Annotated in this window: 12 protein-coding genes; 7 read left to right on the forward strand and 5 right to left on the reverse strand. The window is 68.6% G+C overall.

The window, feature by feature from the left end; all coding sequences use genetic code 11:
* Positions 1-53 precede the first annotated feature (53 nt).
* On the reverse strand, positions 54-1,742 hold the full coding sequence (menD, locus tag BLU62_RS17930) for a 2-succinyl-5-enolpyruvyl-6-hydroxy-3-cyclohexene-1-carboxylic-acid synthase (protein WP_074851148.1): 1,689 nt from the start codon (positions 1,740-1,742) through the stop codon (positions 54-56).
* A gap of 62 nt (positions 1,743-1,804) precedes the next feature.
* On the opposite strand from menD, the gene BLU62_RS17935 reads away from it, so the two are divergent.
* From BLU62_RS17935 to BLU62_RS17950, 4 genes are all read left to right on the forward strand, one after another.
* Positions 1,805-2,422, forward strand: coding sequence for a class I SAM-dependent methyltransferase (locus tag BLU62_RS17935; protein ID WP_074851149.1), 618 nt, complete (start codon positions 1,805-1,807; stop codon positions 2,420-2,422).
* A gap of 64 nt (positions 2,423-2,486) precedes the next feature.
* Positions 2,487-3,566 (forward strand): AbrB family transcriptional regulator, encoded by a 1,080-nt coding sequence (locus BLU62_RS17940; RefSeq protein ID WP_074851150.1) that lies wholly within the window; start codon positions 2,487-2,489, stop codon positions 3,564-3,566.
* Between the two features lie 44 nt (positions 3,567-3,610).
* A complete protein-coding gene (locus BLU62_RS17945; protein WP_074852988.1) occupies positions 3,611-4,912 on the forward strand; it encodes a saccharopine dehydrogenase family protein in 1,302 nt (433 codons plus the stop codon).
* A gap of 157 nt (positions 4,913-5,069) precedes the next feature.
* On the forward strand, positions 5,070-5,516 hold the full coding sequence (locus BLU62_RS17950) for an Hsp20/alpha crystallin family protein (RefSeq protein ID WP_074851151.1): 447 nt from the start codon (positions 5,070-5,072) through the stop codon (positions 5,514-5,516).
* Positions 5,517-5,621: 105 nt separating this feature from the next.
* Here the strand turns inward: BLU62_RS17950 and BLU62_RS17955 are convergent, their stop codons facing one another.
* The gene (locus BLU62_RS17955) at positions 5,622-6,803 is read right to left on the reverse strand and encodes an EAL domain-containing protein (RefSeq protein ID WP_375295816.1); all 1,182 of its coding nucleotides are present in this window, start codon (positions 6,801-6,803) and stop codon (positions 5,622-5,624) included.
* A gap of 553 nt (positions 6,804-7,356) precedes the next feature.
* On the opposite strand from BLU62_RS17955, the gene BLU62_RS17960 reads away from it, so the two are divergent.
* Positions 7,357-8,517: a GGDEF domain-containing protein gene (locus BLU62_RS17960; protein ID WP_084811923.1), complete on the forward strand. Its 1,161-nt coding sequence runs from the start codon at positions 7,357-7,359 to the stop codon at positions 8,515-8,517.
* Here BLU62_RS17960 and BLU62_RS17965 read toward each other — a convergent pair.
* Complete coding sequence (locus BLU62_RS17965; RefSeq protein ID WP_084811825.1) at positions 8,463-9,224, reverse strand: hypothetical protein; 762 nt, start codon at positions 9,222-9,224, stop codon at positions 8,463-8,465. The genes BLU62_RS17960 and BLU62_RS17965 overlap by 55 nt on opposite strands.
* A 174-nt stretch (positions 9,225-9,398) precedes the next feature.
* Between BLU62_RS17965 and BLU62_RS17970 the strand changes: the two genes are divergently transcribed.
* Positions 9,399-11,516 carry an Rv1355c family protein gene (locus BLU62_RS17970; RefSeq protein ID WP_074851153.1) on the forward strand — a complete coding sequence of 706 codons (2,118 nt, stop codon included), beginning with the start codon at positions 9,399-9,401 and terminating at the stop codon, positions 11,514-11,516.
* Here BLU62_RS17970 and BLU62_RS17975 read toward each other — a convergent pair whose 3' ends face one another.
* Together BLU62_RS17975 and BLU62_RS17980 are read right to left on the reverse strand one after the other, a co-directional pair.
* Positions 11,517-12,167: a PaaI family thioesterase gene (locus tag BLU62_RS17975; RefSeq protein WP_074851154.1), complete on the reverse strand. Its 651-nt coding sequence runs from the start codon at positions 12,165-12,167 to the stop codon at positions 11,517-11,519. It lies immediately after the preceding gene.
* Between the two features lie 25 nt (positions 12,168-12,192).
* Positions 12,193-12,444 carry a hypothetical protein gene (locus BLU62_RS17980; RefSeq protein WP_084811826.1) on the reverse strand — a complete coding sequence of 84 codons (252 nt, stop codon included), beginning with the start codon at positions 12,442-12,444 and terminating at the stop codon, positions 12,193-12,195.
* Positions 12,445-12,601: 157 nt separating this feature from the next.
* On the opposite strand from BLU62_RS17980, the gene BLU62_RS17985 reads away from it, so the two are divergent.
* Entirely contained in the window at positions 12,602-13,573 is a 972-nt protein-coding gene (locus tag BLU62_RS17985) for a 1,4-dihydroxy-2-naphthoyl-CoA synthase (RefSeq protein WP_074851155.1), read from the forward strand.
* The last annotated feature ends 108 nt before the right edge of the window (positions 13,574-13,681 follow it).

Raw genomic sequence — 13,681 nt, forward strand, 5'->3', positions numbered from 1 at the left:
GCCGTTCAGGGTAACCGGCCGCCCTGCCGGGGACACCGACCGCCGTCGCGCGGCTAGTTCGCCGACCCTCGCAGTCGGGCCGCGATCGCCCCGTGCACCGACCGCAACCGCTCCCGATCGGTGGCCACCTCGACGACCTCGATCCCGCCGGCGGCCGGTTCCTCGGCCAGCACTGCGCGCAGGTCGTCGACGTCCACCCGCCGGTGCGGGATGTGGAACCCGGCGCACATCGACGCGATGTCGGTGCGGTGCGGGGTTCCGAAGACGCGTTCGTAGGCGCCCGCGTACTGCCCGGTGTTGTACCGCGGGTCGCCCTGTTCGAGCAGTCCGAAGATCCCGCCGCCGTCGTCGTTCGCCACGACGATCCGCAGCGAATCGGGCCGCGGTTCGCCGGGTCCGATGACCAAGCCGGTGGCGTCGTGGACGAAGGTCAGGTCGCCCATGAGGGCGATGGTCCGGGCCCCGGGCCGCTCATGGTCGAGGGCCAGAGCAGCGCCGATGGCCGTCGAGTTGGTCCCGTCGATCCCGGCGACACCGCGGTTGGACAGCACGCGCACGCCCTCGGCGACCCGCCCGGCGAGCGCGATGTCGCGGATCGGGTTCGACGCCCCGACGACGAGTTGGTCACCGGGCGCCATCGCGGCGCTGACGGCGCGGGCGACGTGCAGTCCCGTGGTCGGACCGGGCTCGTCGAGTTCCGCCTCGACCGCGCCGGCCACTCGCTCCTGGACCGCGGCGCATTCCTTGAGCCAGTCCTCCCGCGGTTCGCCGACGACCTCGATGCGCGTGCCGGTCGCGTAGACATTGCCCGAGACGTCGGGCCAGCGGGGACCGGTGGTGAGCGCGTAGACCCGCACCTCCGGATCGGCCAGCAGCCGCGAGACCCCGCGATGCAGGGTCGGCCGACCGCAGATGATCGCCTGGCGCGGCCGCAGCGAGTCGAGGGCCAGCGGGTGCAGCGGGGTCGCCGGATGCGGCGCGGTCGGTTCGGCGACCGTCGGCACACCGGCAAGCGCGGGATGCTCGCCGGAGCCGTGCCCGGACACCACCACGGTGTCCAGCGACAGGTCGATGGGCAGCGGGACGTCGAGCTTGCCGACCGGCGCCTGCGTCCACGGAAGGCCTCCGGGACGGCCCGCGAAGGAGCCCAGATCATCGTCCCCGACCTCGTCCGGGTCGGGAACCAGCGGCTCGCGCAGCGGGATGTCGAACTGGACCGGGCCGGCGTTGCCGGTGCGCGCACCGCGTGCGGCGGCGAGCACGCGTCCGACGGCCGACCGCCACTGGCTGTTGGTGTCGAGGTCCTGCTCGGCGAGACCGAGACTGATGGCGGCACGCACCTGGGTGCCGAAGATGCCGAACTGCTCGACCGTCTGGTTGGCGCCCGATCCCAGCAGTTCATAGGGCCGGTTGGCGCTGATCACCACGAGCGGCACCCGTGCGTAGTTGGCCTCGAAGACCGCCGGACCCATGTTCGCCACGGCGGTGCCGCTGGTCATGACGATCGGCACCGGCTCCTTCGACGACACCGCCAGTCCCAGTGCCAGGTACCCCGCCGACCGCTCGTCGATGCGGACGTGCAGCCGGAGCCGGCCCGCGGTGTCGGCGGCGTGCAGCGCGAAGGCCAGCGGCGCGTTCCGGGAGCCCGGGCACAGCACGGCCTCCTGCACGCCGCCCCGGATCAGCTCGTCGACGATGACCCGCGCCTGAAGCGTCGAGGGATTCGGACCCGGTCGATTCATTCCTCAAGCCTAGGGACTCGAACTCGCCTCCGATGCGCCGGGAGCGGCGTTACGCTGGTCACGTGGGATTCTATGACGACCGCGTCGTCCCGCATCTGGTCCACCTGGCGTGCGGGATGTCCGCCCTGACACCGCTGCGGGAACGCGCCTGCGCCCCGCTGAGCGGGCGGATGCTCGAGGTCGGTTTCGGCTCGGGTCTCAATGTCGGGCTCTATCCCGATACGGTCACCGAGGTCGCGGCGGTCGAGCCCTCCGACGTCGGCTGGCGGATGGCCGCCGATCGGGTCGCCGGGTCGTCGGTCCCGATCGAGCGCTCCGGGCTCGACGGCCAGAAACTGCCGTTCGACGACGAGTCCTTCGACACCGCCTTGTCGACGTTCACGCTGTGCACGATCCCCGACCTGCGCGCGGCCCTCACCGAGATCCGCCGTGTCCTGCGTCCGGGCGGCACCCTCGGCTTCCTCGAACACGGTCTCGCGCCCGACGAGAAGGTACGTCGCTGGCAGCACCGCCTCGAGCCGATCCAGAAGCGCCTCGTCGGCGGCTGTCACCTGACCCGTGACGTACGAGCCGAACTGACGGCGGCCGGTTTCACACTCGGCACCGTCGACGCGTTCTATCAGCCGGGGGTTCCGAAACCCCATGGCGCACTGAGCCTGGGCACCGCGCAGCCCGCCTGACCGCGCCCGGGATCCTCCCGGCCTCGCGCCGCACCCGCCTGGGTGCTGCCCTACTGTGGGCACAATGCGTCGCTGGACACTGCTGGCCCTTCTGACCGCGGCCGCGACGCTGATCCTGGAACTGTTCGACGTCGACGCGGCGGCCTTGTTCGCCGGTCTCGCCGTCGCCGGCCTGCTGGCCATCGCCGGCCGGGCACCCCGGCGCCGCGTCTCCGACGACGACCCCGACGCCCCGATCGTGCCGCGCTGGGCCTTCGTCTCGTCCCAGGGTGTGCTCGGTGTCTACATCGGCACGATGGCCGAACCGGAAACGGTGAGCGGACTGGGGTCGTCGTGGTTCCCGGTCCTGGTGATCGGCATCGCGACCCTGGCCATCTCCGTCATCTGCGGCGCGCTGCTCGGGCTGCATCGCGACGTCGACCCGCTCACCGGGTCACTCGCACTCGTGGCGGGCGGCGCCTCCGGCCTGGTCGCGCTCACCCGCGAGTTCGGCGGCGACGAACGGATGGTCGCGGTCATCCAGTACCTGCGGGTCGCGCTGGTCACCGTCACCATCCCGCTCGTGGCGTCTCTCGTCTTCGGCGCCGGAGAAGGCGCGATCGAGATCGTCCCGGCGTCCTGGACCGATCAGGCGTGGGGACTGTTGTTGCTCGCGGTGTGTCTGGGAGTGGGCATCCCCGTGGGACGGCTTCTCCGTCTCCCGGCCGCCGGTCTGCTCGGCCCGCTCGCACTGTCGACCGCCGCCGAACTCACCGGCATCGCCGGCGACGCCGCGGTCTCCCCGATCCTGCTCACCGTGGCCTACGCGCTGATCGGCTGGCAGGCCGGGCTCGGCTTCACCATGGAGCGCCTGCGGGCGATCGGACGCGTCCTGCCCCACGCGCTCGCCCTCATCCTCGCCATCGGCGTCGGCTGCGCCCTGCTCGGTGTCGCATTGTCGGCATGGACCGGCGAGTCGATGTTCGACTGCTATCTCGCGACCACCCCCGGCGGCATCTACGCCGTCCTGGCAGCGGCCACCGGCGCGGGAGGCAACGTCGCCTTCGTCGTCGCGGCCCAGATCCTGCGGGTGCTGCTCATGCTCTTCGTGGCGCCGTTCGCCGCCCGGGCCGCGTCCCGACGAGGCGGCGGACGGCGCAACTGACTCTCCGGTCACATGTGACCGGAGTCCCACGTAAGGTCGGAGAGATGAGCGGGGAATCCAACACCGAAACATCCGAGAACACATCCGCAGCCGGCTCGCACGGCCGCGAGTTCGACGTCGTCGTCTACGGTGCCACCGGCTTCGTGGGTGAGATCACCGCGCGTTATCTCGCCGACCACGCCCCCATCGGCACCAAGGTCGCGCTCGCCGGCCGCAACGAGTCCAAGCTCGCGCAGGTCCGCGACCGTCTGCCCCTGCGGGCCCACGACTGGCCGCTGATCGTCGCCGACTCCAACTCGCCGGCCGCGCTCGACGCGATGGTCGCCCGCACGCAGGTCGTCTGCACCACGGTGGGCCCCTACCTCAAGTACGGCGAGGCGCTCGTGGTCGCGGCCGCCACCGCGGGGACCGACTACGTCGATCTCACCGGCGAGGTCCCGTTCGTCCGCTACTCCATCGACAAGGCGCATGACACCGCCGTCGCGTCGGGTGCGCGGATCGTCCACTCCTGCGGATTCGATTCCGTCCCGTCCGACATCACCACCTACGCGCTCTACAAGAAGGTCACCGAGGACGCGGCCGGTGAGATGACCGACACCACCCTCGTGGTGAAGTCGATGCGCGGCGGCCTGTCCGGCGGCACCATCGACTCGATGCGGGTCATCGCCGACGAGGCCAAGAACTCGCAGAGCCGACGCCTGATGCTCAATCCGCAGGCCCTGTCCAGCGGCCCCGGCGAGATCCCCCGGGCGGGCCTGTCCGACGAGCCGAGCGACCTGTCGATCATCAGCGCCAAGAAGGTCGACCCGTCGCTGCGCGGAACTCTCGCGCCGTTCTTCATGGCGGCCCACAACACCCGGATCGTGCGGCGGTCGAATGTCTTGCTGGACAACGCTTACGGCTCGAACTTCCACTACGCGGAGACGATGAACGTGGGTGGCGTGCCGGCCGTGTCGACCCTCGCCGCCGGTGCGGTCGCCGTGGGCACCGGCGTCTTCATGGGTGCCATGAGCTTCGGCCCCACCCGCCGCCTCCTCGACCGCGCCCTCCCGAAACCGGGCGACGGACCCAGCGAGAAGTCCCGCAACAGTGGGTATTTCGTGGTCGAGACGTTCACCCGGACCAGCACCGGCCGACGCTACCGGTCGCAGATGCGCGCCCAGGGCGACCCCGGCTACAAGGCGACCGCGGTCATGCTCGCCGAGAGCGCACTCGCGCTCGCACTCGACCGCGATCGCCTCCCGTCCCGAGCCGGTGTCCTGACAACAGCCGCCGCCATGGGCGACGCCCTCATCGACCGCCTCCGCGACGCCGGATTCACCATCGACGCAACCGAACTCGGCTGATTCGAGCGGCCGCCGCCGCTCCGGAAAAAATCTGGCACTCTCGGTCGGAGAGTGCTAGACGAGCGCGGGATCCGGTGCTATCTTCGGTGTCAGTACAGCGTTGAGCTGCTCGCCGGACGAGTGGCGAGCAGCCTTGTGAGACAGGAGGTGAAGTGCTGTGCTGCGTTTCGATCCCTTTTCCGACATGGATGCCTGGGCCCGGGGGATGCTGACCGGTTCGGCTGCCGGGACCGCGCGTACACCGAAGTTCATGCCCTTGGACCTCTACAAGGTCGAGGATCACTACGTGCTCATCGCCGACCTACCCGGAGCGGACCCGGGCTCGATCGACGTGAGCGTCGACAACGGCGTACTCACGCTGTCCGCCCAGCGGAGCACCCCGTCCGACGAGGGCGTCCAGTGGCTCGCCAGCGAGCGGTTCTCCGGAACCTATCGACGCCAACTCACGCTCGGCGACTCCATCGACAGCGCCGGCATCTCCGCCCGCTACGACAACGGCGTGCTCACCGTGACCATCCCGGTGGCCGAGAAGGCCAAGCCGCGTCGGATCGAGGTGGAGAGCACCGGCAGTCCGCAGGCCATCGAGACCGGAACCGTCACGTAGTCCGAAATCCCTCTCCCGCAACATCATCGGGAGGACACATCAAATCGGCCGGTTCGCCGGGGACGGCGAACCGGCCGGTTGGTCTGCAGAAGCCTGACGACCGGGCTACCTGCCGGCCCACGTGGCGAGCGGCTGCGGCCGACCGAAGAAGAAGCCCTGCGCATAGTCGAAGCCGAGCTCGGTGAGGACCCCGAGCACGTCGTCGCTCTCGATGCCCTCGGCCACCATCCGCAGACCGGTGGCCGCCGCCATCTCCGAGATCGCCCGCACCACAGCACGATCGGAATGACTGTGGACGAGTTGGGCGATCAGCGTGCGATCGACCTTCAGGACGTCGACGGGCAGATCCCGCACATATCGGAGGGCGGAGAAACCGGCACCGAGATCGTCGACGCAGATCGTGCACCCGAGATCGTGCAGCGCGTTGACGGTGCGGGCCGCGGAGGTCTCGAGCCGGATGACCTGGTCCTCTCGGACCTCTATCCAGACCCGGGCCGGATCGACGCCGTGGTCGCGGATCAGGCCGTCGAGGAAGCAAGCGAGACCGTCGTCGGACAGCTGCTGCGCGGAGAGGTTGAGGGAGACGAAGGCCTCCTCCCCGGCGAGGTCGGAGATGTCGGTGGCCAGATCCCGGATGGCCTCCCCGATCGCGTGCCGGCCGATCGGCGCGAGGAGCGAGATACCCTCGGCCACAGCGAGAAACGCGTCGGGAGACAGCACTCCTGATTCGGTGTGCCACCGCAGGAGCGACTCGTACCCGACCACCCGCCGGTCCGGCATCGCGACGATCGGCTGGTAGAAGACCGAGAAGTCCCGCTCGACCGACCGGGTGAGCCACGCCGCGAGGTCGACCTCCGCACTGATCTGCCGCACCATGCTCGAACGTGCGAACTCGACGTGCACCCGCCGGGTGAGGGCGACACACAGGGCGGCGTCGGCGTGCCGCACCAGATCCGCCTCATCGCAGACCGACTCGAGGTCGGCGCCGACGGCGACGCCCATGCAGACATCGAGGAATCCGCTGCGGTCCCCGTCGCTGACGGTGTGCGCACCCAGTTTCCGGCGGGCAGCGTCGATCAGGGCATCGTGACCACCGTCCTCCGACGACAGGGAGATCAGCCAGTGCAGGTCCGACCGGCGCTCGAACCGGGCGCGCGGACTGATCGGCATCAGGACCTGCTCGACGAACAGTTCGGCGATCGATACGGCCGCCCCATGCCCATAGGCGACGACAGCACGGTGATAGGGGTCGACCGAGACCGCGATCACCGTTGCACCGCGGTTCAACACTCCGTCATCTGTTCTCGTCCGATCCCCCGACCGCGGCCCGGTCGCCACGCCCTCTTGTGGGCGAGACTTTACTCGTCGAGACCCCCGTTCGGCACTGCGCGACGCGGCCAGGAGTCTCCACAAATCATCGGATTCGGCCTGACGAATCGACCGTTTCGGTTAGTGTCGGCAATCACGACGCCGCGCGCCACCCCTGGGTCGGAACGTATAATTCGGCCTCGGTATCCGATGACCTCCGGCGTCGCTTGACTATTATCCGATTCGGCCGAGCCCGGCGCCGATCTCGCACAGTGGGACAGCGAGGGACACGAGGTGACCAATTCCCGACGCCACGCAACCACATTTGCTTTTCATCTCATCACCGAATCAATTAGAGAGGCTAGGAAACGACTGGTACGGTTGACCCGAGTCCTGGGTGCGACGCCACTCAGGATTCGTTAGTTCAAGTTACGATTTCGTTCTCGTAAATCATCTTCGGAGTTCCCGTGGCCGCTTGCGCGGCCATACCGACGGAAAGCGGTCCCGGCGTATGGCCTTGATCAGGAATGTGATGCGCCGCTACGACGCGCGCTCCATGGCAACGCTGATCAGCACCGGTGGCGTTCTCCCCCTTCCTCTCATCGCCGTGCTCGCACCCGACACCGTGGAACCCGGGAAGATGGGCCTCCTGATGGCCATCTGGTCGTTCATCGCCCTGGTGTTCGCCGTGACCGCACTGCGTCGCCGGCTGACGGACCGGGAATTCGCGGTCCTCGGCGGACTCGGGATCGCCGGGATCGGCGGTACGTCGCTCATCCTCGCCAACCCCCTGGCCGCTGCGCTCGTGCTGGCCATCGTGGCGGCGATCCCGGCCATCGGCGCGATCACCGCGTCCACCCGGCTGATCCTCTCTCACCTGGCGATCGCCATCGCATGCGCGGCCGCCGTGCTCTTGAACCTCGCGGACTCGGGTCCTACGTTCCTGATCAGTTTCGGCGCGTTGTTCGGGATCATCATCGTGCCGGTGTTCCTGGTGGTGGCGCTGCGCAAGTCCATGGAGGCCGTTCTCGATCAGCAGACCAGGCTGTGCGGAATCGACCCGCTGACCGGCCTGCTCAACCGTCGCGGATTCCTCATCCGGGCCTCGCAGCTGTTGTCGGCTGCGCGCTCGTCCACCGGACGGATCGGCATCCTGCTGCTCGACGTCGATCACTTCAAGCGGATCAACGACGAGTACGGTCACCTGGCCGGGGACGGCGTCCTCCTCTCCGCGTCCGCAGCGATCCGCGAACACGCTCCGGTCGGCTCGGAGGTGTGCCGATACGGCGGCGAGGAGTTCCTGATGTTCCACGTCGTCCACGACGAGGACGAACTGTGGCTCTGCGCCGAACGCCTCCGCGCCGCGGTGGCCGCGACCGCGCCGGTGACGGTGAGTGTCGGAGGTGTCTGCGCACCGTTGGTGTCCTCACGCGGCGGCGAGGCCCGCTCCACCGACGACGTCATCGGAAACCTGCTGGGCCAGGCCGACGAGTGCGTGTACCGGGCCAAGGAGTGCGGCCGCGACACCACGGTCATCGACTCGATCGGCCCGGTCATCTGGAACGACGGAACGCTGAGCGTCCACGCGGCCGAGGATCCGCCGGCGTCACCGCCGTCGGCGAGCCTGTACGAGGTGTTCTACCAGCGTCCGGGGGACTTCGAGGAGATGGACACCCGCCCGGGGAGGCTCTGAGCATGCCCCGGCGATTGCAGGATGTCGGCTTCCATACGCATCCGGCGCCAGGTCTCCTCGGTGGTGTGTTCCTGGAGGCGGACGAGATCCCACCACATCAGGCGCGTGCGGTAGCGCTCGTCGGGGAACGGCGTCGGCGGCACGGACTCGTCGACGCGTCCACCACCCGACTGCCAGCGCCGCAGCACGTGATCGGCCGCAGTGGCCATCATGTGGTCGGTGCCCGACATCTCCATGATGACCAGTCCCAGCCGGGACAGCTGTCCGGCCACGGACCTCGCGATGGGCGAGCGCTCGTCGACCCAGGCCGTCTTGACCTCGACGATCCCGCCCGCCAGCCGCTCTTCGATGGCGTTGACGAGTTGCACCTGACCGGGCTGCCCGGCCCACTCGACGAGGGCGTGCGACTGCGCCGCGGCATTGAACCGCGGCTGAACGCGCAGACCTCCGCGGACCTGGTCGGTCTCGTCGAGGACAGCGAAGAACAGCGCCGTTCCCGCACCCGAGGAGACCTCGTCGTAGTCGAGTGCCGCCGCACAGCCGTGCCGTTCGTATGACGCCGCGGCACCGGCCAGATACCGGTCCCACAGGTCCCTCTCGCGCCGCGGGCTGGCCGCGATGACCGTGTACTCCGTACCGGCCTCCCGGGCGGTGGCCCGAAGCATGCCGGTCTTGACCACTTCACTGGCGGTTTTCGTCGTATTCATCGCAGTATTGTGCCTTCCAGAAAATTAGGAATTCGTTGCGAGATCTCCCCTGACCCCGCGTGTTATGTTGCCACAGGAACGTTTTTGTGCGGGGCGACAAGCTATCTTCCGGTCGGAGAATCTGCGCTAATCGGCCCAGTTGGCGACGCCGAGTCCAGTAAGTCACGATGAGGTATGCCCTCCGCGCCGACCACTGCCGCCATCCTGTACTCCGAGTCCGAAGTACCCGTTTCCCTCTTCGCCGACGACACGATCGACAGAGCGGACCTGACGGATCAGACCACGCGCGCACTCGATGAGATCCTCCCTCCGGTCGACCCAGCTCTCCGAGCCGAAAAACCTCGATTCGCGTACTATTCGTGGCGCAGATCGCTGATAAAGATCCCCGGACCGGGATCTTTTCGTCGACTTCGGCTAGACCGCAACCGGCATAAGCTGACTGCTGCGGACCTCGATACCGCCGCGAATCTGCGCATCGGCATCGTCGGCCTGAGCGTGGGTCATGCCATCGCACTCACCCTGGCCCTCGAAGGATTGGCCGGAGAATTGCGACTGGCCGATTTTGACGACCTCGAACTGACCAATATGAATCGAATTCCGGCCACATTGCTGGATATCTCCGCAAACAAGGCTGTCGTCGCTTCTCGTCGAATTTCGGAAATCGACCCCTACCTGAAGACGACTGTTTTCACAGAAGGCATAACCACGGAGAACATCGACGAATTCCTCGACGGACTCGACCTCGTCGTCGAAGAGTGTGACTCATTCGACGTGAAGGTGCTGGTGCGGCACCGCTGTCGCGAACTGGGAATTCCGGTGCTGATGGAGACGAGTGACGGCGGAACCCTCGACGTGGAGCGATTCGACCTCGAACCGGGTCGCCCGCTGTTCCACGGCCTCGCCGGAGACCTCCGCATCGAGGACCTCGTGGGCCTCGACCGCGCACACCTCACCCCGCTGGCCGTCAAGGTCCTCGAGCCCGCCAGGGTCACCGCGTCGATGGCGGCCTCCGCGATCGAACTCGGACACACGGTCACGGCATGGCCGCAGCTGGCCGGCGACGTACTGCTCGGCGGCGCGACGGTCGCCGCCGCGGTCCGCCGCCTCGTCCAGGGCAGGCCGCTGCCGTCCGGGCGCGTGCGCTTCGACCGCGACACCTGGCTCGACGGGCTCACCGATCCCCGCGGCGAATCCGCCGGTGGTTCCCGCGGCGAATCCGCCGGTGCCGCCGAGTCGTTCGCGCGCCGGGAGATCCCGGTCGAGGAGATGTCCGACCTCGAACTGATCACGCACGCTGCGTCGCGTGCCCCGTCGGCGGGCAACCAGCAGCCGTGGCGGATCAGTGTCGACGACGACACCGTCACGATCGCCCTCGACCGGTCGCGCACCTCGGCGCTCGACGTCGGGCACCGCGCCTCGGCGGTGGCGGTGGGCGCCGCCCTCCACAACGCCCGAGTCGCGGCCGCCAGTCGTGGCGTGCTCGACGACATCGAGATCGTCGGGGACGACCAGACGGTGCTCGGACGTGTCCGGCTCAAGGGGGTCGGTGCGGGAGTACGTGCTCCCGAGTACGAACGCGACCTCCGGGCCCTGCTCGCGCGGAGCACCCGACGCGGCCCCGGCGACGGTTCGCCTCTCGGCGACGACGACCTGATCCGCCTCACCGATGTCGCCGACACCGAGGCCACCCGACTCGTACCGCTGGCCGATCGCACGGGCCTCGCGACCTTCGCCTCGATCTCCGACCGCTCCGACCGGGCGCGCTTCCTGACCCCCGAACTGCACCGCGAGATGTTCGCCGAACTCACCGCCGACCCCACCGCGGGCGCCGGGATCGACATCGCCTCCCTCGATCTGCCGCCGGCCATGGCCGGGATGATCGACGTGCTCCGGCGGGCCGACGTGATGTCCCTACTCGACGAATGGGGCGGTGGCGCCGCACTGGGTGCGGACGCGGCGGCCCGGGTCCGCACGGCGTCGGGAATCCTGCTCCTGGTCCAGCGTGGGCGGACACCGGCCGACTACCTGCGGGCCGGGCTCGTCGTCCAGCAGCTCTGGACGACCGCCGAACAACTCGGCTACGCCGTGCACCCCATGACGCCGGCGTTCCTGTACGCCCTCGACGAGGCGACCGCGCGCACGCTGTCGAAGAACCAGGGCGATCTCCTCGCCGCTCTGCGCCGTGAGATGGACGAGTTGTGCCCGGTCGCCGACGACGAAGCCGTCACCATCGCGCTGCGTGTGTCCCGCTCGGACAAGCCGGTCGTGCGCAGCCGACGACTGGCCCCCTGATCAGGCCTGGCCGGGATTGAGCTTGATGAACAGCGCGTCCATCTCGGCGCACAGCCGGTCACCGTCGTGCATGGTGCCCTTGATGAAGACCTTGCGTCCCTCGATCCGCTCCGCCCAGGCACGCACGCGCAGCGTCGTGTTGAGCGGGGTGATCGAGCGGTACTGCACGTTCAGGTAGGCGGTACGGCTGACGGCCTGCACCGCGACCGCCGACGCGAAACCGCCGATGTCGTCGAAGGCCACCGCGATGTGCCCGCCGTGGGCGGCGTTGTTGCCGCCGAGATGGAAGTCGCGGAACACCAGGTCGGCGACGACGGCGTCGTCGGTGACCTCGACCACCTCATAGGGCGGGAGGGTGAGATTGCCGCGCGACGGCAGGTCGATGCGGGTTCCGGCCGGCGAATGCCACTCGTCGATGCGGACCTTCGCGAGCCGCTCGTTGACGGCGGTCAGGTGCTCGATGAGTTCGTCGACGAGCTCGTCGTCGGGACAGGCATAGCGCGCGTTGTCCATGAGCAGGCGCACCTGTTCGCTGAACTCGCCGTACCGGGGGCCGCCGCGTTCGGTGGTGATGGCCGTATGGGCCCGGAAGCCACCCTCATGCGGGTCTTCCTCGACGGTCTCCACGGCACGGTCGTTCGCTTCACTCACCGGTCAACCGTATAAGAAGACCCATTCAGTGGCCGGACTGGTGCTCCCCGCCGCCGGCCGAACGGTGCCGATCGGGACGACGGTGTGAGTCGAGATCGACACACGCCCCGTGGCCGACGAGGCCCCGTGGCGAGCCCGGCACGAAGTCGGGGACACCGCGTGGCCCGCGCTCCTTCTCATCCCGGATTTTCACCGCCCGCCCCACGATGACGGCGACGACCGCGGCCAGCACACACCAGCCAACCGCGACGACGATAATCCACCCCCAGGTGTTCATGGGTCCATGAAAGCATTGCGAACTGGGAATTTGCTGAAATTCCTCAACATATGTTCCCCGCCGATCTTCGTTTCACCAGGTCATTTGTCCCAGGTCCCCGTGTCGGGCTCCCCGTGCCGCCGAACAGACCCTCGCCCGTGGTCACTACTCTGAGCGCATGAGCGCGACCGACGAGACCCAGACCGCCGCCCAGCCGTTCGATCCGGCCCAGTGGGCGCAGGTGCCCGGATTCGTCGGCCTCACCGACATCACCTACCACCGCCACGTGGGCGAGGGTCGCGAGAACGGCATCGTGCGAGTGGCCTTCGACCGGCCGGAGGTCCGCAACGCCTTCCGGCCGCACACCGTCGACGAGCTCTACCGGGTACTCGACCACGCACGCCGCTCCCCCGACGTCGGCACGATCCTGCTGACCGGCAACGGCCCGAGCCCCAAGGACGGCGGCTGGGCCTTCTGCAGCGGCGGCGACCAGCGCATCCGCGGACGTTCCGGGTACCAGTACGCGACCAGCCACGATTCTGATGTCGTGAGCGCGGGCTCCGAGTCCGTCGACGAGGCCCGGGTGAAGGCCGAGGGCGGGCGACTCCACATCCTCGAGGTCCAGCGACTCATCCGCACCATGCCGAAGGTGGTCATCGCGGTGGTCAACGGATGGGCCGCCGGCGGCGGCCACTCGCTGCACGTCGTGTGCGACCTGACCCTCGCCTCCGCCGAACACGCCCGGTTCAAGCAGACCGACGCCGATGTGGGCTCCTTCGACGCCGGATACGGCAGCGCCTACCTCGCCAAGCAGGTCGGCCAGAAGTTCGCCCGCGAGATCTTCTTCCTCGGTGAGGCCTACGACGCGGAGACCATGCACCGCATGGGAGCGGTCAACCGCGTCGCCGCGCACGCCGACCTGGAGAACACCGCCATCGAGTGGGCCCGCAAGATCAACGGCAAGTCACCGACCGCGCAGCGCATGCTGAAGTTCGCGTTCAACCTCACCGACGACGGGCTCATGGGACAGCAGGTGTTCGCCGGCGAGGCGACCCGCCTGGCCTACATGACCGACGAGGCCGTCGAGGGCCGGGATGCGTTTCTGGAGAAGCGCGATCCCCGCTGGGACGACTACCCCTACTACTACTGATCACTCGCTGCCTGAGGTGCGAGGAGCGCAAGTACTGATCACTCGCTGCCTGAGGTGCGAGGAGCGCAAGCGACGAGCCACGAAGGCCTGGTGAGACGACGTCGCCGC

Origin of the sequence: Gordonia westfalica (assembly GCF_900105725.1) — a bacterium.
Classification (GTDB): Bacteria; Actinomycetota; Actinomycetes; order Mycobacteriales; family Mycobacteriaceae; genus Gordonia; species Gordonia westfalica.

Excerpts from the sequence above, each read along its gene's own strand:
- menD (WP_074851148.1), bottom strand. The coding sequence starts at position 1,742 with ATGAATCGACCGGGTCCGAATCCCTCGACGCTTCAGGCGCGGGTCATC.
- BLU62_RS17940 (WP_074851150.1), top strand. The coding sequence starts at position 2,487 with ATGCGTCGCTGGACACTGCTGGCCCTTCTGACCGCGGCCGCGACGCTG.
- BLU62_RS17945 (WP_074852988.1), top strand. The coding sequence starts at position 3,611 with ATGAGCGGGGAATCCAACACCGAAACATCCGAGAACACATCCGCAGCC.
- BLU62_RS17960 (WP_084811923.1), top strand. The coding sequence starts at position 7,357 with ATGCGCCGCTACGACGCGCGCTCCATGGCAACGCTGATCAGCACCGGT.
- BLU62_RS17965 (WP_084811825.1), bottom strand. The coding sequence starts at position 9,224 with ATGAATACGACGAAAACCGCCAGTGAAGTGGTCAAGACCGGCATGCTT.
- BLU62_RS17970 (WP_074851153.1), top strand. The coding sequence starts at position 9,399 with ATGCCCTCCGCGCCGACCACTGCCGCCATCCTGTACTCCGAGTCCGAA.
- BLU62_RS17980 (WP_084811826.1), bottom strand. The coding sequence starts at position 12,444 with ATGAACACCTGGGGGTGGATTATCGTCGTCGCGGTTGGCTGGTGTGTG.
- BLU62_RS17985 (WP_074851155.1), top strand. The coding sequence starts at position 12,602 with ATGAGCGCGACCGACGAGACCCAGACCGCCGCCCAGCCGTTCGATCCG.